Below are 21,137 nucleotides of genomic sequence, written 5' to 3'. Positions count from 1 at the left end.
TAAGGGGATTAGGTTAGCTAGCTGCCAATGATAATAGCCAAACATTTATGCAATAGGTCTTTTACGCATTAGACAAACCCAGGCCCTAGGGGGACTTGGATGGTTTGATTCGAAATGGCTCGAAACCAGGGAAAGGATCTCGAAGTAGGGTTCCACTGAGTTAACAATATCCCGGGCAGAACGCTGCGGTGGCCCTGGGACATCACGCCGTTCGTCCGCGTTGCCAACCAGACTAAGCCACAGACCATCCTTTTCTAAATGAGCAGCCACTTTTTCTGCAAAAATCCTCCGTTCTTCATCCGAATTATATGAATGAAAACAGCCCCTGTCAAAGGCAAGGCCAAATGGAGACCCCTCAATTTTGTTTAAAAGGATGTCATTCACCAGAAAGGTACAAGTGACATTATTGTTCGAAGCCTCCTCAACAGCCTTCTGGATGGCAATCTCTGAGGTATCAATACCTATTACAGCAAAGTTATTTTGGGCAAGCCAGATGGAGTTACTTCCTGTTCCGCAGCCAATATCCAGTACTTGGCATGGCTTTATGGCCCTGGCGGTTACAGTCTGAATAAGGTTAAAATCAGGTCGGCCAAGATCCCAAGGAGTATTACCTGCTTTATATCTTTTCTTATAACCTTCCTCTATCATGGTCATATTTTTACCCCCCTATAATTTTACGAATATTCCGATGTGATTCTGTATTCAATTTTGCAATCCAGATTCCTTCTTCAACAATAGAATGGATTAAGATTTCCCCTGGATTAATTTGCCACCCCATTTTTCTTGAATTTTTCTTTTTAGGTGAAATAATCTAAACGATGCGTCCGTCAAATTATACGGATCAGCAAAAAGAAGGAAAGGGGGGCGGAAGGCCATTGCAACACCAGATATAGCCCAAGGCCTGATTGACCAGGCAATCCAAGGAAATGCAGCATCCTATGAAACCATTGTCAAACTCACACAGAGTGGCATCTATAATTTGGCCTTCCGCATCCTTAACAACCGGGAAGAGGCCCAGGATGCCACCCAGGAAGCCTTTATTAAGTTATATCAAGCACTGCCAAGCTATCGCGGGGAAGCTCGCTTTACCAGTTGGTTCTATCGAATTGCCATCAATGTTTGTCTGGATCGCTATCGGCGTAATAAAAGAATACGCGAGAACACAGTACCTGAATACACAGAACATCTGTCACCCCTTTCCACTAATGGACAGAGCAACCCGGAACAAATCTACCAGGCTAAACAAAAGCTTTTAGGGCTGCAAAAAGCCATTGATGAATTACCCGTAAAGTATCGGACTGTGATTGTGTTGAGGCATATGGAAGGCTTTAGCTATCAGGAAATTGCAGAAATTATGCAACTCCCGGTACAGACTGTCGGTACCTTGCTGCATCGTGGCAAAGCTGTACTACACAAAAAGTTAAATTTGTCCAAGGAGGGGAGGAATTAGCGTTGAAAAACTGTAAATGGACGCACCGTGATGCAACGAAATATTTAGATCATCCGTTATCCGAACCAAAAGAAAAACTCTTTAAACAGCATTTAGAAACATGCAACCAGTGCCAACCGTTATGGGAAGGGTACGATGAACTAGATCGTCTGTTGGTTCAACTACCCAGAGAACCCGTTCCGGAAGATTTAACAAAAAATATCATGGCGGCAATCCAACCCCTGGCAAACTCCCAAAAAGTTTCGATAGAAGAAACAAACCATGAACTTTCCTGGTGGGATTTTATGCTTAAGGGAATTCCTCTTCTGGTTTCCTTTTCTATACTTGGCGTCATCACCTGGGTCATTTACCTGGGTCAAAAATATACCTGGCAGGAAACCCCCTTGTTAGTGTGGCAGAGTGTGGCAAAGATGTGGCATGGTTTCTACGCAACGATCAATCTGGCTGGCAATAAGTGCAGTCAAACTTTTTATTCAACCTGGGGTTCCGTATTTACCCTACCGGATCAATCCACCGGCCAATTTCTTAGCAAATTACTTTTATTCTTGACGAAGGCCACAACATACCAAAAAGTAATTGAATTTACGATACTGGCAGTGATTGCCTGGACAATTATTGCTATGATAACTGCTTTTATAAGCTCAAGAATATTTTTCGACCACGGAGAGGAGAGGACTTAGTGATTAAAAGATATTTGAAGTTATTTTTCAAATGGTTTACGTTGCTCCTGGCTATGATCTCCCTGGCTGTAGCCTTTAGTTTTTTAGAGAAAGGCGAACTGGCCAAGGAAATATCCTTTAGCCTAAATCTACCCAGTAAAGAAATGTGGCAAGAGGAAACAGCCGCCCCACCGGACATACAAGAAAGCGTAAATCAATGGGAATACCTCGGCAACCCAAATGAAATTATCCATGAACTAAAAGAACCTTCTAAACGGGTTAAATTAAGAAATGGTCAGGTGATGGGTACCCTTGAAGCGAAGGAAGTTCGCATCTATCAGGATGCACGGGTTGGCTCCATTGTGGCCAAAGAAATGGTGGCCATCTATGGTGGCACAGTTACCCAAGATGTGCAAGGCTCCCAAGTAATTCTGGCACCCGACATGCGTGCTGAACACGAAAGAAACCCAAACTATAGTTTCGATCCGCAAATAGAAAACAGAAACCAAGGAATTGTATATGGCAATGTTACCGGCGAGGATATTCAAACCTTTGTTGGGACAACGATTATGGGTAATGCCGGTTCAGAGGAAAGCCGCTTGGACTTGGCTGGGAGCATACAAGGTAAGGTCACTGGTAAGCAAATTATTCTACGCTCCACGGCCATCATTCATGGCGATGTGCTAACAAGCACTGAATCGGTGGTCATGGAACCAGGTGCCAATGTACTAGGCAAGATTATGAACACGGAAAATAAAGCCATCAGGATTGTTAAGGCCGAAACCCCAGGAGCTAATCTTTCCCATTACAATTCTGCCAACCGTTACGATGGAACTGAAAGGGTTGTGGTTCAAGACGAGAATAAAGCATTCCTATTCCTGCTTTGGCTGCCGATCTTACTGGGCATCCTGGCCGCCTTGTTCATAACCTATGGTTTCTTTACGAATGATGCGGCAGCCAGCATGGAGAATATCACATTAAGACCCCTGAAGACCTTATGGTTTGGATTTGTCTCAACTGCTTTGGGTATCCCTTTGGTATTTCTTCTGTTTATCACGATCATTGGTATTCCAATATCCATTGCACTGGGGATTACCCTCGTCCTGGCATCCCTGGTAGGCATGTCTGGTGTCTGCCTTAAGATTGGACGTAAGGTTAGCTCCGCCTTTGATCTAAAACAATTCTCCCAAGTAAAGGAAATGCTGTTGGGTATCCTGCTGGTAGCTCACCTGGTGTGGATTCCTCTGCTGGGTTGGCTGGTATTACTGGTTCTTGGCATTATGGGTCTGGGGAGTGTAACGATGATTTGGTACCCACGATTTAGGGATCGCTGGTCCCTATGGCGTCAGTCACGGAAACAAAAAAAGGAAGACAACCCAATAGAAAAATCCAGCGAAGAAACACCGATAACTATCGATGGTGGAGATACGAAAAACGAATAAGTATGATGAAGGGCAGCCATATTGGAGGCCCTTCATTATAAAAAAGTCTTTTAAAGCTGCAGAAAAAGCTTTTCAATCTCTTCGGCGGGCATGGGTTTGTAATAATAATATCCTTGTACTTCATCACATAATTTTTGCTTGAGGAAGTCGAGTTGCCGTGCTGTTTCTACGCCTTCTGCCAGCACCTCCAATCCCAAGCTCTTGGCCAGATTGATAACAACTTTAGTGATAGCACGGTCTTTTTCGCTGTTTTCAATACCTTGAACAAACTGCATGTCAATCTTGATTCGGTCGATGGAGAGCACCTTTAACCGGTTGAGGGAAGAATACTCCGTCCCGAAATCATCGATAGAAATGGATACCCCCAGCTGCTTGAGTTTAGTTAATGTATCTACGATGTGTCCAGCTTCTTTCGTGGCGACACTCTCTGTAATCTCCAGCTCAATACATTTGGGATTCAATCCGATTTCTTTTATAAGCTTATCTAAATTCTCGGCAAAATACGGATTTCTGAACTGAATAATGGACAGGTTTATAGCCAGGCGCAGATGGGGGAATCCTTTTTCCTGCCATCGCTTATTTTGGCTTATGGCCGTTTTTAACACCCAATCACCAATACTGTTAATGGTGCCGTTCATTTCCGCAAGCGGGATAAAAACATTGGGCGGTATCATACCCATCTCCGGGTGATTCCAGCGTAACAGAGCTTCCAGGCCGGTAATCTGCCCCGTTTGCAGCTTGACCTGGGGCTGATAATAAACGGTTAGCTCGCCTCGCTCCTGTACCCTGTACAGACTGTTAGATATCTTGATATTTTGCTTTACCTCGTCTTTCATTTCCGCCGTGCACAGTTCATACTGATTTTTTCCTTTAGATTTTGCTATATACATGGCGATGTCGGCATTTTTTATCAAGGTTTCGGCATCATCACCATCAAAGGGATATACTGCCACCCCCGCACTCCCGGTAATGAAAAATTCCTGCCCTTGCACTTCAAAGGGATGCTCAAACATTTTCATGATAGTATCGGCAACCTTAATAACATCTTCATTATCCGCAAAGTGATTGACTAAAATTAGAAATTCATCTCCGCCAAAACGGGCAACGGTATCGGTTTTTCGCAGGCGCTGCGCCAACCCCTGTGCCACTGCTCTGAGCAAAGTATCCCCAGCATTGTGCCCCATGGTGTCGTTCACCATTTTAAAGCTATCCAGATCCATGAATATAACGCCGATAAACTTCTCATTTCGCTTAGCAAGCTGAATGGCCCGAGCAAGGTGGTCAGAAAACAGCGTGCGGTTAGGGAGCCCCGTCAACTGGTCATAATATGCCATATATTCTATCTCTTTTTCTGAGTTAATCTTGATAAGTCCATCCGCCAATAAATTGGATAAAATCCTTAGCAATTCGATATGATAACGTGACCAGCTTTTAAATAACCGCACGGAATCAAGGCCCATAAACCCCAGAAGCTCCCCATTTTCCTCAATCGGTATAACCACTACAGATTTAACCCCCTGCTCAATAAGCAGTTCCCTTTCGGCAGAAGCCTCATCGGGAAGCTTCCTTACATCTTCTATGTAGACCAGTTTCTCCGTGCTTAACTGCTCCAGCCACCTGAGGAATACATCTGTCGGCACATTTTGAATGGCTTCGGTTTCGGGGCTGATCCCCTCGCTGCACCATCCATAGGCATAGGTCATTGTGGTGCTTTTCCGATTAATCAAAAAAATATAGGCACGATCAACCTGGAAGAAATGGCCTATCTTGTACAGCATATCATTAACTTTCTCATCAATGTTTATCTGATTAACACTAATAAAGTTAAAAGAGATATCGGAGATAAGTTTTTGAAACTCAATCTGATAGATGTTTTCTTTTATTCTTTTAATATACGTCTTGTTTACAAAAGAACCAACCCAAAAGGCAATCAGAAAGATGCTGATTCTTACAATGTGATCAAATCTATCCAATTGGATAACCCCTTCGGGGCTGTTAATCCAAACCAAAAGTTGAGTTGCAACGGATACAGCCATAAGCGCAATTAAAGGAATTCTTGTACCGAAGACCAAGGAAATGATCATTAAAACCAAGGGGAAAGCCCAGACCGTTATCCCGGCAAAATCAATAAATTGCAAAGTTATGATCGGAATGCTGCAAAGCATTGCGATTAAGACAATGGTTTCTTTTACTTTCTTATTTTTAATTAGTTGGCACAATAGGGTAATTGCACCTAAGAAAAATAGCCATACGCTGGCATTAAGCATTGTCCTCAAGCTTTTTTCTCCTTGCACCATGTGGGGTAAAAAATAAGCTAAGGCACCGGTAAAGCCTCCTGCCAAAAACGCAAAAGATAAGTAAAAATGCAGTTTCGAACGGGTCTCGCCGCTTAGTATCAAATCGTCCTCATTTTGGGAAACATCCCCCATTAAACCATAACGTTTCATGCAATAGTATATTGACGCAATTGGCAGCAAGGTAAACACTGGGGCCATCTGTGGCAGCGAACCCTTTAAGGCAGCACTTAAAATCACATCCGTTAGGCTTCCCAGCAATAGAGCCGCGGCCATTGAGAGTAAGAGAATATTTGCCTGTTTGCGGATAGTTTGATTAGAGGCTTTTTGCCTCCATCGCCAAATGACCCCCAAACAGGCCAGGACATAGCCAACATAATAAATCTGAAAAAATGTGGTCCATCCATTCTGGATCGCTATATTAATCCAGCCGCTATCCAGCTTTACCAAATTATACTGAACTGCCGTAATCTTTCCCGAAGCAGCAAAGGCATAGATGCAGACAACCGCGGGCAGATGCAGAAGCGCACAAAGTCTCCAACGTTTGCGGGAACATTCTGCGCCGGTAAGTAATAACAAAAAGTGCAGCATTAAACTATAGGCGGTTCCCCAGCCGAGGGCGGAGATCCGTCTCCACAATAAGCATGTTTCCAAATCCGGTGCAGAATTTGCAACGGAAAAACCGATGGACCAAAAACATAAGGAAATGCATACTGCCGAGAACATTCGATTAAGACTTCTCCTCGGATTCATATAGATGATATATAAGCCAAAGAGTAAATAAATAGCAAATGCAGAGAAGAATAGCAACGAAAAAAGCAAAGGTACTTGATTCATAAAACATCTCTCCATCTTTCATGATTTGGTCTTTTTGTTAGCTGCTGGCGAACCAAAGACACGCGGACAGCTTGTTTGCTCCTCTGCTTTCCTCATCGACATTTTTTGTGTATTTTAAATGGAACAATTGTTACCAGCCGCAGGTGCAACCTGATATGATTTTAACGATCTTATCATCAGCCTGTATGCATTTTCAAATTCATTAATAAGACTTCTGGAAACCCTTTTATCGAGTATCCTTCTGCCGAAAGGGGCTAAAACTCACGTTTGAAATGAGATAGGTGTGAACCCTTGAAATTAAAGAAAACAGCAAAACATACCACTACATCCCTTCCGGGATAAAATGGTACCCTTACTGTTTATAGTTCCATCATCTAACATATTACCAAGGCCAAGTTGCTGCCATCGATGGCGAAAGATAATTTCCGAACCCCATTGTTTCATCCAACGGACATCCGCATTTTCAGTCATAGTAACCTTATTCCACTGTTCTTGAGAAAAACGTGCCAACTGCTCAATAAGACGGTCAATTTGACCTTCCTGCAATTCCTCTAGGCGACCTCGATTCAGAAGAATCCGTTGACGATTTTTCTTACCGTCACGATAAGACCCTGCCAGTTGGCGATATGTTCTGATGGAACCGTCTTTATTTTTAAAGACCTTGGTTCGAATGAACATGGCAACGTCACCCAATTCGCAAACATTTAGAATATTATATCATATAAAACAATACACTAAATTCAAAAAAATGGCTTGTGCCAGTTCGAATCCCTCCTAATTGGATAGATGATATAGATATATCGAACAAAACACAAAAGACATAGCCTTTCCGCCAAGGAGGGCTATATCTTTTTTCGTGTCGTAAAGCGTGCTATGATGGATTCAAAGTTTATTACAGCATGCGATAGGAATTTAGGCTGCTCCTTTGACGAAGTATCAATCGGCAGAGTGATTGCCATAAAAAGACGATGTGGGATAGGCAGCAGAATCCTCTCAGAAGGGATAAAGGTTGCAAAGAATAGGTTGGGAGCAGCTGCTATAAAAATAGAAACACAGACATATGCGAAAAGCAAGGCTTTAGACAGGTTTCAGAAGAATTCCTGGAAGATGGAATCCCTCATAGTCAGATGATACTTGATTGTAATTTAGGATAATATTTTATTAACGTATAAATTTCAATTTGAAAAGCAGAGGATCATACTTTCTGCCTAACCGCAAAAAATCTTTTTTCCACCATTCTCTCAAAAGACTTTAATGACAAGGGTTCCAGCAATTTTTGCTGGGACTCTTTGTTTTTTGTTTCTAGGTAAGCCCTTGATTAATCCGGCACACAGACAGTGTTTTGACGAAAAGCGTTTATCGTTTGAACCGCTACGATCGCGGTAATTAGAGTGGTTACGGCTATAAAAATAGCTGCCAGCCACCCGAGCAGGGCTAGGCCGGTAAATTTAAAGGCCTGAGTAGTGGCAATGGTCGCAGCGCACATGGGGAAAGTGTAAGCCCACCAGGATACAAAGAAATTCAGTCCCATGAAATTCCGCACCATTGAGAATAGCAAAAAGACAAAGAAAATCGCCACATATAAGAGACCGCGGGCAAAACCGTCCATCTCACCTGTCATTTTTGTATAGGCAACAAATCCCACCGCCGGGGGGGCAGCCAAAATAAACAAAGTAGGCATTAGCTTGGGTGGCAGGGGGTTATGGAAGATGATACGGTAAAATATTACCGTAAACAACACCAGCCAGAAAAACAGACCCACACTAAAAAAGAACCACATCCATTCTTTATGGGCAAATTCTACGCCGGCGATCGGCACCAGAATATTACCGACCACAGGAATAAACCAGGCTGGGTTAGCATGAGCAATCTCATAGCTGCGGTTAATCCAGCGGGACATAATGATAATAGTAAAGACAAAATGCAGGCCCGCGCCAACGATCCATAAGTACCTAGCCACTTCACGGGATACCTCCAGCGTGCCGATACTCAATAATAGCAGGCTGATAGATAGAGCCGGGAAAAAACTGGCTTTGACCGGGTGATTAAATTCATTCACCACTTCCTTCGTGTGTTTAACCAGTTTTGCTAAATAGGCCGCGCTGACCACCACGAACACGACATAGGCTATCACCAGCAGCAGCAGACCAATTCCTAAATGCAGCCCAAAGACCTGCTCAAACCGCTGATAGGCAATAGACAATCCGCATAGCCCCATCACGCTGGCAAATAACCCAATCGGAAAAAATTGCACCCCTTGACCCAAAATAAATCACCCCTTAATAAAAGTATTTATTTCTATAACGATTATCTATATAGTACATCAGGAACGGACCAAGGCCACTGAAAAAGACATATTTTTTACAACCCAAAGCAATAAAAGAAAAGGAGCTGTCATCGTTTATCGAAACAGACTCCTTTTCTTACGTGTTTTATCGGACACAACTTTGTGAGAGCAGAGGTTAGGCCACGCCGTATATTTTCACATCGGGATCGGCACTCCATAGCGGCTTGAGGCCAACAAACACATCATTTTGGAACATCTCGCTGGTCAAGTATACCTGTGCCTGTGCCACGCTGTCAAAACCGTGTAACACCTGAACATCCTCGTCACGGATCAACAAGTCCTTCGTTAGAGCACCTTCAATCGTCTTGAGGAAAGGCTCGCGGTAATCGGCGTAGACCTTTGCTGCTGCGGGACGATTAACGGCTTCGATTTTCATCGTGATTTCCAGATATGCATTGACTTTCATTATAACCTCCTAAATGGATTTTGTAAGGCTCCTGTGGCCGAGCTTACTTTGATTATAGTCAAAGGACTTCGGAAGAAGAATATATTAGCAAATTCATGAGTAACTCATAAATTTCATAGTTACTTGCTGCTAGTACAGCATGCCTTTTATAATTACGCTACAGGAGGTTGTACAAAATGTATAAGCCTAAGTTAGCAAAAGATATTCGTTGCCCACTGGAATATGGCTTGGAAGTTTTCGGCGGGAAATGGAAGTCGCGGATTATCTGTGTTCTGGCAGAGAAAGAGGTTTTACGTTATAGCTCTCTGCGCAAGGAAATGACAAATATCACAGACGCTGTTTTGGCATCGACTTTGAAAGAGTTGATGGCAGACGGAATCGTTCAAAGACAACAATTTAATGAAATCCCGCCAAGAGTGGAATATTGCCTGTCGGATAAGGGAAAATCCGTTGTACCCATCCTGCAAAGCATTTGCAGATGGTCGGGCGCATACCACAAAGAGGATAGCCAGCATATCCTTTCGCAATGTCAAAAATGTGATTACAACTTCAAGGCTGAGTGATTTTGGAAGCCAATGTTGATTGATTGGGGGAGAAGCATGATGAAATATAATTTTGATGAGATCATTAGCTAACCGTCTATACCCAGGCCCAGTAGTTATCAAACAGCAGCTAATCATTACTTAGAGAGGGAACTACCGTTTTCAAAAGGGTTCTTCTCTTGTAAATATAACGACCGAATAGTTGTACAGCCACCACTTAAACAGGGTGGTTGTTTTATTCCATGGATCTTTTTTAAAATTTCCTTAAATTACCGTTAAGAACTTGACATATATTGGTGTTGATGTTAATAATAATAAATACTAAATAGGAATTATTCTTATTGAGGGGTGGTGTTTTGAACGACGGGTTGTTTAATTAATCCGTTACGGGACAAGTGCGAAAAAATTATGGATTAAAGGAGGAGACAAATTTTGAAGAAATCCGTTCTATTGGTTGTTTTTTTATTCTTTAGCGCTATCTTAATCGGAGGTTGCGGTACTAATTCCATTGAGGAAAGTTCCGGTTCTAAGGAGCAGCTAAAAGTATATACCAGTATCTACCCGCTTTTTGACTTTGCCAAGCATGTTGGCGGTGAAAAAATAATAGTAAAAAATATTATACCTGCCGGGGCCGAACCACACGACTGGGAGCCCAGTCCCCAGGACATGGCAGAAATGACGAAGGCGGATGTCTTAATACTTAGTAGTTCAGGCGTTGAACCTTGGGCTGACAAGGTGCTGGACGTTATTGACAAGAATAAAGTTACCGTTATTCTTGCCGGTCAAAACATTGAATTAATTGCAGGAATCCCACACGATCATGACACACCCCAAGAAGAACATGCTCATGATCAAGAAGCTAACAAAGAGGATCGCCAGCAAGAGGAAACCGATAAGCACGAGGAGCATGACCATGATCATAGCGGCAAGGACCCACACATTTGGCTTGACCCTATTCATGCTAAGGTAATGGTAGATAACATCTTGGCTGGTTTAGTAAAGGTAGATGAGCAGAACAAAGGCACTTACGAGGCTAATGCGGAGGCTTACAAAAAAGAACTTGATCAGCTCCATGAAGAATATCAAACTGGCCTGGCCACTGCTAAGTTAAAAGAATTTGTTACATCCCACGCCGCCTTTGGTTATCTGGCCAAAAGATACAATCTAATCCAGGTTCCGGTAAGGGGACTTACTGCTGAAAGTGAACCCAGCCCTGCGGATATGGCTGCTGTAATAAAACTGGCCCGAGAAAAAAATATCAAATATATTTTCTTTGAGACACTGGTAAGTTCCAAAGTATCCGAGACAATTGCTTCTGAACTGCAGGGCCAAACCCTGGTGCTGGACCCAATTGAAAGTTTATCCGATCAGGATATCGCCGCAGGTAAAGATTATCTTTCTATCATGCGGGAAAATCTTAAAAATTTAAAAATTGCCCTGGGAGCTGTATAAATGAACAAGCGGGTCCGTTTAGAGATTGCTCATCTCAGGCATCTGACCCAGAGCGATTGCTACTAAACGAACCAAGCACGGACGTGAATATTTACGCCCAGGAAGGAATGTACCGTCTATTCGGTGAGTTAAAAATGAAGGCTATTAAAAAAATATAAGCACTATCTGAGCCGTATATTTATCAGGATTATTAAAAGTTGCTTAAGGAGGGGGCACGAATGACTCAGATACCTGTAGACATTATCTCTGGTTTCTTAGGTGCAGGGAAAACAACTCTAATCCGAAAACTCTTGAGCGATTCGTATCAAAACCAAAAGATTTTCCTGCTGGAGAACGAATACGGTCAGGTGGGGATCGACGGGGCACTTTTGGCCAAACAGGACGTAGAAATGAAAGAGATCTATTCCGGCTGCATCTGCTGCTCGTTAAAGGGTGATTTTACCCGGGTATTGCTAGAGTCCTTAGATCAAGTGAAGCCCCAGCGCATCATCATTGAGCCTACAGGCGTGGGAAAACTCTCTGAGATTCTCAGTATTCTGGAGCAGAAGGTCTTCAAAGACAAATTAATAGTTGATCATATCCTCACAGTGGTGGACGCCCGGAAGGGCCTTATCTATTTAAAGAATTTTGGTGAATTCTTTAAGGACCAGTTAAGGCATGCTCAGACCCTAATCCTTAGTAAGACAAAGGGCCTGGACTGGCAAAAAATTCAGGAGCTTGTGCAGGTGCTGAAACCCTTAAATCCAAACGCCCGGTGGGTAACAACTCCCTGGGAAGAGTTAGCAGGCAGTCAAATTCTAAGGGCTAATATACCGATAGAAACTTTTTTGACCAAGGGCCTATCGCCTTTGATTAAACTACCGGGTATTAAGCGTGTCTGTAATTGTCATGAGGAAATGCACCATCACCACGTTCCGGGCTGCGGCTGCCAGCAGCATAGCCATTCTTGTAGCTGTGATCCTTCCGAGCAGCACGGACATAACGCTGCAGAAGTGTTTCACAGTTGGTCCTGGGAAAGCCCAAAGGAGTTCAATGCGTCTTCATTGCAAAGAATTTTATCAAGCTTTCAAGAAAACAAAAAATACGGACAGGTTCTGAGGGCAAAGGGAATTGTTCCGGGGAATGGCGAATGGCTTCACTTTGAGTATGTAAGCGGTGACTGGGATATAGCAGGTGGCACACCTCAGCTAACCGGACGGGCTGTGGTTATCGGCGTCAACCTGAAGGTAGAACAGCTGCGCCTATCATTTGAGGAATAGTTTTATGAGGGTTGTTGATGTTGTACAAGGTTTTTTAGGCTCGGGTAAAACGACATTAATAAATAACTTAATACAAGAAGTTTTTACTCAGGAACGAATTCTTGTTATCCAGACCGAATGGGGAGAGGCTGAACTGGGTGATTATGGAAACAGGGTAGCAATACGGGACTGGGAAAAGAGCTTTAACCTGTTAGAAGTCAGGAAACTTATCCATATGCCAGGCGTAGACCGGATAATAATTGAATTAAACGGCATGGCTCCTGCCAGCGAATTACTGCATGCCCTGGATATTATGGACACAAGGGGAGAAATTAAGTTAGGTAACTGTATGTCTGTGTTTCATGGACCGACCTGGGAAGTCATGGGAAAACCCTTGGAAGAAATCTTTAGCCTTATGGTTCTTACCAGTCAGGGGTTTTGGATTAGAGAAGGGAGTAAAGCGTTGCAACAGTGGATTCAAAAGACTCAACCCAAAGGATGTTTAACAACGGGTAATGACTGGGTGTTGTGGTATAAACAGATTAATCAAGCTGGTAAGTATAACATTGTAAAAAAGTTAGTTAAACGTTGTTCCGTTGTGCCGGGGTTATATCGGCTTTATTGGTTAATCTTAAAAAAGCTGAAGTAAGCTTTAGCACAATTTGTGCCAAAACCCTGCCCCAAGAACAGCAGGATAAGAATTAACAATATAATAAAGGAGAAGTTCATTCCACCACCATATCCGGTGCCACCCATTATCAATCCCCCTTTTAATGACGGTGGTCATGTTATTTCCTCACTGGCGTAATAATAGAAAAACCAATATACTAGAGGTAGCTCTTATGAAAGGAGATGTTATTTTGAACAAAATGATGGATATTGTGACAATTGTGGTTAATGGGGAGGTTTGTGGAAGATAAAATAGCTGCCTAAACCTCCCAAAGGGTGATTTCATCATTTTGAGGAGGGTATAACGTGTTTCATAAAGACAATTTAAAAAGTTACGGCATTAGCGAACGTTTTTTGCAAGAGGCAACTCTGTATCCAGATTTAGTGCTGGGGCGTATTTGTTCCCAATATAAGGATTTATATAAAGCAGTGACACCCCAGGGTGAGGTCTTTGCTGAAGTATCCGGTCGGTTTCGCTATGGGGCTAGCCGCTTGTCTGATTATCCAGCGGTAGGCGATTTTGTTATGCTGGACCGTAGTATGGATGAAGGTGGCAATGCCATCATTCACCAGGTGCTGACAAGAAAAAGCTCCTTTGAACGTAAAGCAGTAGGCATGGAGCAAGAGACACAAGTTGTTGCTGCCAATATTGACACCGTCTTTCTCTGCATGGCCCTGAATCAGGACTATAATCTGCGACGGTTAGAGCGTTACCTATCGATTGCCTGGGACAGCAGAGCCCTTCCCGTGGTGGTGCTAACCAAAGCAGACCTTTGCCCTAACCTGGAGGAAAAAATGGCAGAGGTTTCATCTGTGGCCATTGGTGTGGATGTATTGGTTACCTCAGCAATGTCTGGGGACGGCTACGGTAGTATTCGCTCCTATGTGCAGCCGGGGAAAACCGTTGCCTTGATTGGCTCATCAGGGGTAGGTAAGTCTACCCTGATCAATCGTCTGGCAGGGGAGGAATTGCTGCAAACCAATGATATCCGCAAAGATGATAAGGGCAGGCATACCACCACTCGGCGAGAATTACTTGTTCTGCAAGATGGGGGAATCGTTATTGATACACCTGGTATGAGAGAGCTGGGGTTGGAAAATGCTGATTTAGCCAGAGCCTTTTCAGACATTGATCGGCTGGCTGAACAGTGTAAATTTCGTGACTGCTCCCATCGAAGCGAACCAGGCTGTGCAATCCAAAGGGCTATCCAACAGGGTACAATCACCAGGGAACGGTTGGACAGCTATCTTAAACTAAAAAAAGAAGCAGGATATGAGGGTTTAACCTCCAAGCAGATTGAAACAGAGAAAATCAACAGGATGTTTTCCGGCATGGGTGGTATGAAAAACGCCAGGAAATTTATTCAGGAACAAAGTAAGAAAAAAAGATAAATAAAAATAAATTTAATGCTTTCTCGACTAGGACTAGTCTGTTAATTCACAGATCACTAATCCTGTGGTTTATAGAAAGGAACAGAAATAGAAATTCAATACGGGAGCGGTTGTCATACTGAATTGACAGGTGGGATCGTCAATGTTATGATTCAATATATTCATTATTAGGAGGCTCGTTATCTATGTTGCACGCCATGCGTATTCGATAAGATGGCAATAAAAAAGCTGATTTTTATCCACAACTGTGGGCTTTTTTGGGCTGCTTATTATTACGTATGTAGACATAGATGGCGATTAGGCTAGCTTTTTTTGCTGTGCCTTATAGCCGTGTTCTTCCTCGTGATAAATGCAGATCGAAGCCCGCATGAGGGGCTTTTGATCTGTATTTTTTTATGGCCAAATACAATTAGGGTTTGCAACAGAGGAATTGCACTTCTCTGTGTAGCTACCGAGATTTAGCTAAATAAATGAAGAAAGGAGCTAAACTATGCGATCTATGCATTGGTACTTCTTTTTTATATAGTCCTCGCTTCTTAAATCGCAGGCTAGCCTGCGAAGAGAAAACTGCGATTTTTGAAGGAGGCAACCATGATGGAATTATTGATAAAAGCAAAAGATATTTACATGGAATATATGGGCCGCACTGTCTTAGATATTGATGATTTGGCGCTTTATAGTTATGATCGGATCGGTCTGGTAGGTGCGAACGGAGCAGGAAAGAGCACCTTGCTAAAAGTGCTGCTAGGTGAACGCCCTATAGCACAGGGCAAAATTGTTCGGAAGGGTAATTTTACCTACATCCCACAAATGGATGAAGTAGCTATCCAACAGGTGCAGGATTACGCTTTAATGGGCAAGCTGGGCATTGACAGTTTAAAAGGGGAATATAGGAGTGGTGGTGAAGAAACCCGGCTTAAAATTGCACAGGCTCTGTCAGGCGAGGTACATGGTATCTTTGCCGATGAACCGACGTGTCACCTGGATCGGGATGGTATAGACTTTTTGATCAACCAGCTTAAATATTACTCTGGCGCTTTGTTCATCATAAGTCATGATCGCTATTTCCTTGATCACGTTGTCGATAAGATTTGGGAGTTGAAAGAGGGAAAGATTACCGAGTATTGGGGCGGCTATTCCGAATACTTGGCCCAAAAGGAAGAAGAACGGCAAAACCGGGCTGTACAATATAAACAGTTTACCGCTGAAAGAGACCGGCTGGAGAAAGCAATCACCGAAAAAAAGAGTCAGGCTCGGAATATTGTCCAAAAGGCGAAGGGAACTTCAAGAAAAAACAGCTCTGAAAGTGGCGGACGACTTGGTCATCAAAAAACGATGGGCAGCAAGCAAAAGAAGCTCCATCATGCTGCTAAAAATATGGAGCATCGAATAGAATCCCTTGGTGATGTGAAACCTCCCGAAGCCATTCGTTCTGTTCAATTCCGGCAGAGTAAATCCTTAGAACTTCACAACCCATTCCCAATCACGGGAAAAGATATTTGCAAACAGTTTAGGGATAAGGTCATTTTTGATAAAGCATCTTTCGAATTTCCGTTGGGAGCCAAGATTGCGGTAACAGGTGCCAATGGAACAGGTAAAACCACGCTTTTCAAAATGATACTCGATCGTGCAGATGGCATCTCCATATCGCCTAAGGCAGAAATCGGCTACTTTGCCCAAAACGGATACAAGTTTGACCATAATCAAGCTGTTATGGAGTTTATGGTGGAAAACTGTGATTACCAGATGTCTGAAATTCGCGCTGTACTGGCATCTATGGGGTTTTCTCCTCCTGATGTACACAAAGAGTTAGCTGTTTTAAGCGGTGGCGAAATCATTAAATTACAGCTTGCTAAAATGCTGCTGGGGCGATATAACATCTTGCTCATGGATGAACCCAGCAATTTTCTCGATCTTCCTGCTATGGAAGCACTAGAAAATTTGATAAAAAACTACGCCGGTACAATCATTTTCATATCGCACGATGTCCGTTTGTTGGAAAACGCAGCCGATATAGTTTATGAAATCAAGGATGAAAAGATTATTCAGAAGGCTTAGTGTGTGACTGGGATATTACTGTTACCACACCAGAGATACTGCCCAAAGTGGTATCTCTGGTGTTGGTTATTTCTACGATGATAAGAAAGTAGAGACTACCTGGCTAAACTCTTCCGGCCTCTCCTTTTGGGCCCAGTGTTTACACCCTTCCATTAGATAAAGTTGGGAGCCTTTGATCATTTGATGTGCTTGTTGTGCATATAGCACAGGAACACTATAATCCTTAGTCCCATGAACAATTAATGTAGGCACTTTAATTTCTGCCAACCTTGCCGCTAAATTTGAACGCAAACCCTGGCTGGAAATATCACTTCTTTGGAAAGATGCAAAGGCTTTGCCTGCACCAGGATCTTTTAGTGCTTGATATATTTCTTCCACCAGTTCATCTGAAAGATTCTTTGGATTACCAAACAAACCATATAACAGCGTCCATTTGACAAGTTTTCTGCTCTTAGCTGTGAGCCGGTAAGATAATTCATTCAGTGATGTTTTTGTATACCAATATGACAACAGATGATAAGGAAGCTTCTTAAATAGTCCGTATGCCCCGACCAAGACAAGTTTCTCAACTTGTGCTGGATGCTTTAGTGTATAGGCAATGGAAATCCCACCACCAAGGGAAAGGCCGATTAGGCATATTTGAGTAAGATTGAGAGATTCAATTAAACTTTCCAATATCTCTACATAAAAAGCCATTGAATATTCGACATCAGCAGGTTTGTCGCTTTTACCATACCCAGGCAGGTCAGGGGCAAACACACGATGCTGTTTTGATAACGGCACAATAATTTCACCCCAGGATATATCGGCAGAATCAACACCTGCCCCATGCAGCAGAATAACCGGTGTCCCAGACTCCCCTGCTGTATAGCAATTAACATAAATACCGTTTAGATGTAATCTTTTACTTTTTATTTCTGAGTTATTAATCATTATTTCTTTTTACACCTCAGTTTTTAGGAAAACCGGATCATTGCTTACTACAAAGACAAATACCAAGGGACGGCTTTTGTTATATAATCATTCCAAGCCGGGCTATAATTTATTTATTAACAAAAAGGGAGAAGGGTCATTATGGCTGGACCAGATAAGAAAAAACTTTATCCAAATGAAAGTATAACGACGGTTTGCTATATAAGCAATTTACCCCAAAGACCCAATGTTGAGATTGGGGAATACACTTATTACAGTGATCATCATAACAACCCGGAGAATTTCTATGACCATATCCAGCATCATTATGAATTCTTAGGGGACAAACTGATTATCGGGAAATTTTGTGCTATTGCCGAGGGAGTAACCTTTATGATGAATGGGGCGAACCACCGTATGACTGGCTTTACAACATATCCATTTAATATTTTCGGTGGGGGCTGGGAAAAGGTAACGCCTACAATCGAACAGTTGCCTTTTAAGGGTGATACTGTAATTGGCAATGATGTATGGCTCGGGCAGAATGTTACGATTATGCCGGGAGTTAAGATTGGTGATGGTGCTATGATTGCCGCCAATTCAACAGTAACACAAAATGTTGAGTCCTATGCGATTGTTGGTGGTAATCCTGCTAAGCTTATCAGAATGCGGTTTAATGATGAAGTGATTAAATTGCTTTTGCAGTTGCAATGGTGGAACTGGGATGAGAAAAAGATATTTGACAACCTTGAGCAATTGGTCTCGGCTAATGATGCTGCTACGCTGAAAAAATTAATAGATTAGGGTTTGAAACAGCATATATGCTTGCTGGCAGCGCAGACGGATGCGCCTTTCTCAACATCAGCGGGAGAAGTGCTTGAAAACAAGGAGCAAATACTTATGAATCAGTACCAACAAAATAATTGGCAGCGGGACTTCTTCACCATCGCCGGCGGGCAGACGGTGTCGTTGATAGGCAGCGCCGCTGTGCAGTTTTCCCTGATCTGGTGGCTGGCCAGTGAAACGGCGTCACCGATCATGATGTCCATCGCCGGCGTGTTTGCCTTTTTACCCCAGCTTATTCTCGGCCCCTTTGTAGGTGTATGGATCGACCGCCTCAGCCGTAAAACCGTCATCATAGCGGCAGACCTTTTCATTGGCCTGGCAGCCCTTGTTTTTGCCCTGTTCTTTTTATATGATCAGCCACCCTATTGGTCGGTTTGTGTGGTACTGGGCATCAGGGCAGTGGGCAATGTGTTTCACAGTCCAGCCATTCAAGCTGCGATGCCCATGCTGGTGCCACAACAGGAGTTGGTGCGCGCCAACAGCTGGAGCCAGTTTATGCAGTCGGGTGCTTTTCTGCTAGGGCCTGTACTGGGCGCGGCCATGTATGCCGCCCTGCCCCTTTGGATCATATTATTGTCCGATTTGGCAGGCGCGCTTGTGGCCAGCGTCACTGTAGCACTGGTTAAAATACCCGATCCAAAACGGCAGACACAACAAAGGCCACGCTTTTTCTATGAAATGAAGGAAGGCGCGGCGGCTATCTGGCAGGACAAAAAGCTGTTTATCGTAACGGCAGCTACGTTGCTCGGCATGGTATTTTACGCACCCTTATCCACCTACTATCCGCTCATGACCAGCGACTACTTTCGCGCCGACGCTTGGCATGCCAGCATGATCAACTTCAGTTATGCGGGGGGCATGATGCTCTGTGCCATATTGCTAGGAAGGCATGGCGCCATCAAAAACAAGTTTCCGGTCATCCATGTGGGGCTTATGGGTATGGGAATATCCTCGTTATTATGCGGATTGCTTCCTGCGGGGATGGGCTGGTTCTGGGTGTTCGCGGCATTGTGCGCGCTGCTTGGAGCCAGCAGCAACCTGTATAATATACCCTATGTGGCCTATATGCAGGAAACCATCTCCCCGGATAAGATGGGGCGTGCTTTTTCCCTTATCGGAAGCCTCAGTTCAGCGACTATGCCTTTGGGATTGCTCATAGCAGGCCCAATTGCCGAAAACAAGGGTGTGTCTTTGTGGTTTTATGTTTCAGGCATCGCTCTTCTCTTGCTTACGCTGATTAGTGCCCTGCTGATCCTTCCCCGAAAGGTGGATAAAGCAGGGGAGGAAAACTCTTGAGATAATAAAAAATAAAGCAATCACGATGAATGCAGATATTGCACAAGTACTAAGAGATCGGGTTTCGCATATGCAAGGAATGAATTCATTGGAAGATGGAGAATCAACACAAGGTAGGGAAGTATCGTAAGGTGTTGCAGCAATTGGTGCAGATAAAAGTGTGAAACTAAAGAAAATAAGAATGTTAACAGCAAGGGGGATTAAAGAATGAAGGTTCTGGTAGTCATTGATATGCAAAATGATTTTATTAATGGAGCCCTTGGCACGAAGGAAGCTGTAAAGATTGTTGATTCTGTGAAAGCAAAGATTGACAGTTATTTGGCAGCCGGTGACATCGTCATTTATACGCAAGATACCCATACCGAGGCCTATCTTAAAACACAAGAAGGACAAAAGCTGCCTGTTGAGCATTGCATAAAGGGAACGCCTGGCTGGGAAATTTCGCCAAGGGTGTATGTGAGCGGATGTCCGGTGATTGAAAAGCCCTCTTTCGGTTCACTAGAGCTTGCTGAATTGATTGCAGGGATGGAGGAAATACAGTCTATCGAGCTGATCGGGATTTGTACCGATATCTGTGTGATATCAAATGCACTGATTTTAAAAGCAAAAATGCCAGAGGTTCCCCTGGTGGTTGATGCATCCTGCTGTGCAGGTGTGACTTTGGAAAGCCATCAAAATGCACTGGATGCAATGAAGGCCTGTCAGATTGAAGTGATCGGAGGAAAAGACGATGACTCAGTTTGATAAGCGGAATCTCAGCATGATGATGGAATATACAATTACTTCCATCCTCAACCAAGGCGGCTGCATCGACGGCTTTGGCGTGGGAGAGCGTCTGATTACGGCCAAAAGCGACCCGGTATTCGGTGCGTTATATAAGCTTGCTGCCGTGGAACAAAATGGCATCTTTGTATCAAGGATCAAGATGTCGGAAACTGTCGAGAAAATTACCAATCCGAAATGCGGTAGCAGACCTGATTACGAGGGCGGACGAAGCCGTGGATCAGGACAAACCCTACCGCTATGTCGATCCAGAGAAACCCTGGAAAAACCGCTATTTCACCAACTGCACCGTGAAAGAATTACAGCAGCTTGTGGTGAAAGCTGGGCAACGGGTAGATCAAGCGCGCAGTCTAGATAAGATTCGCAGTTATGTAAAGCAACAATTGGAAAGCGAAATTTGGCAAGAAGAGCAACGGTTTGAAAACCCGCATAAACACGATTTGAATATGAGCCCGTATTATTATGAACTGAAGATGAGCCTGCTGCACGAAGCACAAACTGCATGACAAGTTAA

19 protein-coding genes are annotated in these 21,137 nt (G+C 43.5%); 13 read left to right on the top strand and 6 right to left on the bottom strand.

The features are described from left to right. Positions 1-45: 45 nt before the first annotated feature. On the bottom strand, positions 46-648 hold the full coding sequence (locus V6C11_RS08320; RefSeq protein WP_333530916.1) for a class I SAM-dependent methyltransferase: 603 nt from the start codon (positions 646-648) through the stop codon (positions 46-48). Between the two features lie 226 nt (positions 649-874). On the opposite strand from V6C11_RS08320, the gene V6C11_RS08315 reads away from it, so the two are divergent. From V6C11_RS08315 to V6C11_RS08305, 3 genes are read left to right on the top strand one after another with little or no spacing between them, the layout of a single operon-like run. Beyond that, positions 875-1,450, top strand: coding sequence for an RNA polymerase sigma factor (locus V6C11_RS08315; RefSeq protein WP_442886061.1), 576 nt, complete (start codon positions 875-877; stop codon positions 1,448-1,450). 2 nt (positions 1,451-1,452) lie between these two features. Further along, positions 1,453-2,130 carry an anti-sigma factor family protein gene (locus V6C11_RS08310; protein ID WP_333530677.1) on the top strand — a complete coding sequence of 226 codons (678 nt, stop codon included), beginning with the start codon at positions 1,453-1,455 and terminating at the stop codon, positions 2,128-2,130. Further along, the gene (locus tag V6C11_RS08305) at positions 2,130-3,551 is read left to right on the top strand and encodes a polymer-forming cytoskeletal protein (RefSeq protein WP_333530676.1); all 1,422 of its coding nucleotides are present in this window, start codon (positions 2,130-2,132) and stop codon (positions 3,549-3,551) included. Before V6C11_RS08310 ends, V6C11_RS08305 begins: the two co-directional genes overlap by 1 nt. Before the next feature lie 50 nt (positions 3,552-3,601). Here V6C11_RS08305 and V6C11_RS08300 read toward each other — a convergent pair whose 3' ends face one another. The 4 genes from V6C11_RS08300 to V6C11_RS08285 form a co-directional block, all read right to left on the bottom strand. Continuing rightward, on the bottom strand, positions 3,602-6,682 hold the full coding sequence (locus V6C11_RS08300) for an EAL domain-containing protein (RefSeq protein ID WP_333530675.1): 3,081 nt from the start codon (positions 6,680-6,682) through the stop codon (positions 3,602-3,604). A gap of 297 nt (positions 6,683-6,979) precedes the next feature. Then, positions 6,980-7,360: a hypothetical protein gene (locus V6C11_RS08295; protein WP_333530674.1), complete on the bottom strand. Its 381-nt coding sequence runs from the start codon at positions 7,358-7,360 to the stop codon at positions 6,980-6,982. A 640-nt stretch (positions 7,361-8,000) separates the two neighbouring features. Further along, positions 8,001-8,948, bottom strand: coding sequence for an SLAC1 anion channel family protein (locus V6C11_RS08290; RefSeq protein ID WP_333530673.1), 948 nt, complete (start codon positions 8,946-8,948; stop codon positions 8,001-8,003). A 196-nt stretch (positions 8,949-9,144) separates the two neighbouring features. Continuing rightward, positions 9,145-9,435 carry a hypothetical protein gene (locus tag V6C11_RS08285; RefSeq protein ID WP_333530672.1) on the bottom strand — a complete coding sequence of 97 codons (291 nt, stop codon included), beginning with the start codon at positions 9,433-9,435 and terminating at the stop codon, positions 9,145-9,147. 176 nt (positions 9,436-9,611) lie between these two features. On the opposite strand from V6C11_RS08285, the gene V6C11_RS08280 reads away from it, so the two are divergent. From V6C11_RS08280 to V6C11_RS08255, 6 genes are all read left to right on the top strand, one after another. Beyond that, entirely contained in the window at positions 9,612-9,998 is a 387-nt protein-coding gene (locus V6C11_RS08280; protein ID WP_333530671.1) for a winged helix-turn-helix transcriptional regulator, read from the top strand. 411 nt (positions 9,999-10,409) lie between these two features. Further along, on the top strand, positions 10,410-11,429 hold the full coding sequence (locus V6C11_RS08275) for a metal ABC transporter substrate-binding protein (protein WP_333530670.1): 1,020 nt from the start codon (positions 10,410-10,412) through the stop codon (positions 11,427-11,429). A 218-nt stretch (positions 11,430-11,647) separates the two neighbouring features. Then, complete coding sequence (locus V6C11_RS08270) at positions 11,648-12,688, top strand: CobW family GTP-binding protein (protein WP_333530669.1); 1,041 nt, start codon at positions 11,648-11,650, stop codon at positions 12,686-12,688. 4 nt (positions 12,689-12,692) lie between these two features. Then, entirely contained in the window at positions 12,693-13,316 is a 624-nt protein-coding gene (locus V6C11_RS08265; protein ID WP_333530668.1) for a GTP-binding protein, read from the top strand. A 326-nt stretch (positions 13,317-13,642) separates the two neighbouring features. Continuing rightward, entirely contained in the window at positions 13,643-14,728 is a 1,086-nt protein-coding gene (rsgA, locus tag V6C11_RS08260; RefSeq protein WP_333530667.1) for a ribosome small subunit-dependent GTPase A, read from the top strand. A 594-nt stretch (positions 14,729-15,322) separates the two neighbouring features. Further along, on the top strand, positions 15,323-16,786 hold the full coding sequence (locus V6C11_RS08255) for an Msr family ABC-F type ribosomal protection protein (protein WP_333530666.1): 1,464 nt from the start codon (positions 15,323-15,325) through the stop codon (positions 16,784-16,786). A gap of 72 nt (positions 16,787-16,858) precedes the next feature. Here V6C11_RS08255 and V6C11_RS08250 read toward each other — a convergent pair whose 3' ends face one another. Continuing rightward, positions 16,859-17,719: an alpha/beta fold hydrolase gene (locus tag V6C11_RS08250; RefSeq protein WP_333530665.1), complete on the bottom strand. Its 861-nt coding sequence runs from the start codon at positions 17,717-17,719 to the stop codon at positions 16,859-16,861. Between the two features lie 141 nt (positions 17,720-17,860). On the opposite strand from V6C11_RS08250, the gene V6C11_RS08245 reads away from it, so the two are divergent. From V6C11_RS08245 to V6C11_RS08230, 4 genes are all read left to right on the top strand, one after another. Next, complete coding sequence (locus V6C11_RS08245) at positions 17,861-18,502, top strand: Vat family streptogramin A O-acetyltransferase (protein ID WP_333530664.1); 642 nt, start codon at positions 17,861-17,863, stop codon at positions 18,500-18,502. 96 nt (positions 18,503-18,598) lie between these two features. Then, entirely contained in the window at positions 18,599-19,840 is a 1,242-nt protein-coding gene (locus tag V6C11_RS08240) for an MFS transporter (protein ID WP_333530663.1), read from the top strand. A 207-nt stretch (positions 19,841-20,047) separates the two neighbouring features. Then, entirely contained in the window at positions 20,048-20,584 is a 537-nt protein-coding gene (locus V6C11_RS08235; protein ID WP_333530662.1) for a cysteine hydrolase family protein, read from the top strand. Positions 20,585-20,838: 254 nt separating this feature from the next. After that, positions 20,839-21,129: a hypothetical protein gene (locus V6C11_RS08230; RefSeq protein ID WP_333530661.1), complete on the top strand. Its 291-nt coding sequence runs from the start codon at positions 20,839-20,841 to the stop codon at positions 21,127-21,129. The last annotated feature ends 8 nt before the right edge of the window (positions 21,130-21,137 follow it).

Origin of the sequence: Desulfotomaculum sp. 1211_IL3151 (genome assembly GCF_036763075.1) — a bacterium.
Lineage (GTDB): Bacteria > Bacillota > Desulfotomaculia > Desulfotomaculales > Desulfotomaculaceae > Desulfotomaculum.
The sequence above is the reverse complement of the archived record's forward strand: the minus strand, read 5'-3'. Positions and strand labels throughout refer to the sequence as shown.

Coding starts and splice junctions, on each gene's coding strand:
- V6C11_RS08320 (WP_333530916.1), bottom strand. CDS start 648: ATGATAGAGGAAGGTTATAAGAAAAGATATAAAGCAGGTAATACTCCT.
- V6C11_RS08300 (WP_333530675.1), bottom strand. CDS start 6,682: ATGAATCAAGTACCTTTGCTTTTTTCGTTGCTATTCTTCTCTGCATTT.
- V6C11_RS08295 (WP_333530674.1), bottom strand. CDS start 7,360: ATGTTCATTCGAACCAAGGTCTTTAAAAATAAAGACGGTTCCATCAGA.
- V6C11_RS08285 (WP_333530672.1), bottom strand. CDS start 9,435: ATGAAAGTCAATGCATATCTGGAAATCACGATGAAAATCGAAGCCGTT.
- V6C11_RS08280 (WP_333530671.1), top strand. CDS start 9,612: ATGTATAAGCCTAAGTTAGCAAAAGATATTCGTTGCCCACTGGAATAT.
- V6C11_RS08270 (WP_333530669.1), top strand. CDS start 11,648: ATGACTCAGATACCTGTAGACATTATCTCTGGTTTCTTAGGTGCAGGG.
- V6C11_RS08265 (WP_333530668.1), top strand. CDS start 12,693: ATGAGGGTTGTTGATGTTGTACAAGGTTTTTTAGGCTCGGGTAAAACG.
- V6C11_RS08255 (WP_333530666.1), top strand. CDS start 15,323: ATGGAATTATTGATAAAAGCAAAAGATATTTACATGGAATATATGGGC.
- V6C11_RS08250 (WP_333530665.1), bottom strand. CDS start 17,719: ATGATTAATAACTCAGAAATAAAAAGTAAAAGATTACATCTAAACGGT.
- V6C11_RS08245 (WP_333530664.1), top strand. CDS start 17,861: ATGGCTGGACCAGATAAGAAAAAACTTTATCCAAATGAAAGTATAACG.
- V6C11_RS08240 (WP_333530663.1), top strand. CDS start 18,599: ATGAATCAGTACCAACAAAATAATTGGCAGCGGGACTTCTTCACCATC.
- V6C11_RS08235 (WP_333530662.1), top strand. CDS start 20,048: ATGAAGGTTCTGGTAGTCATTGATATGCAAAATGATTTTATTAATGGA.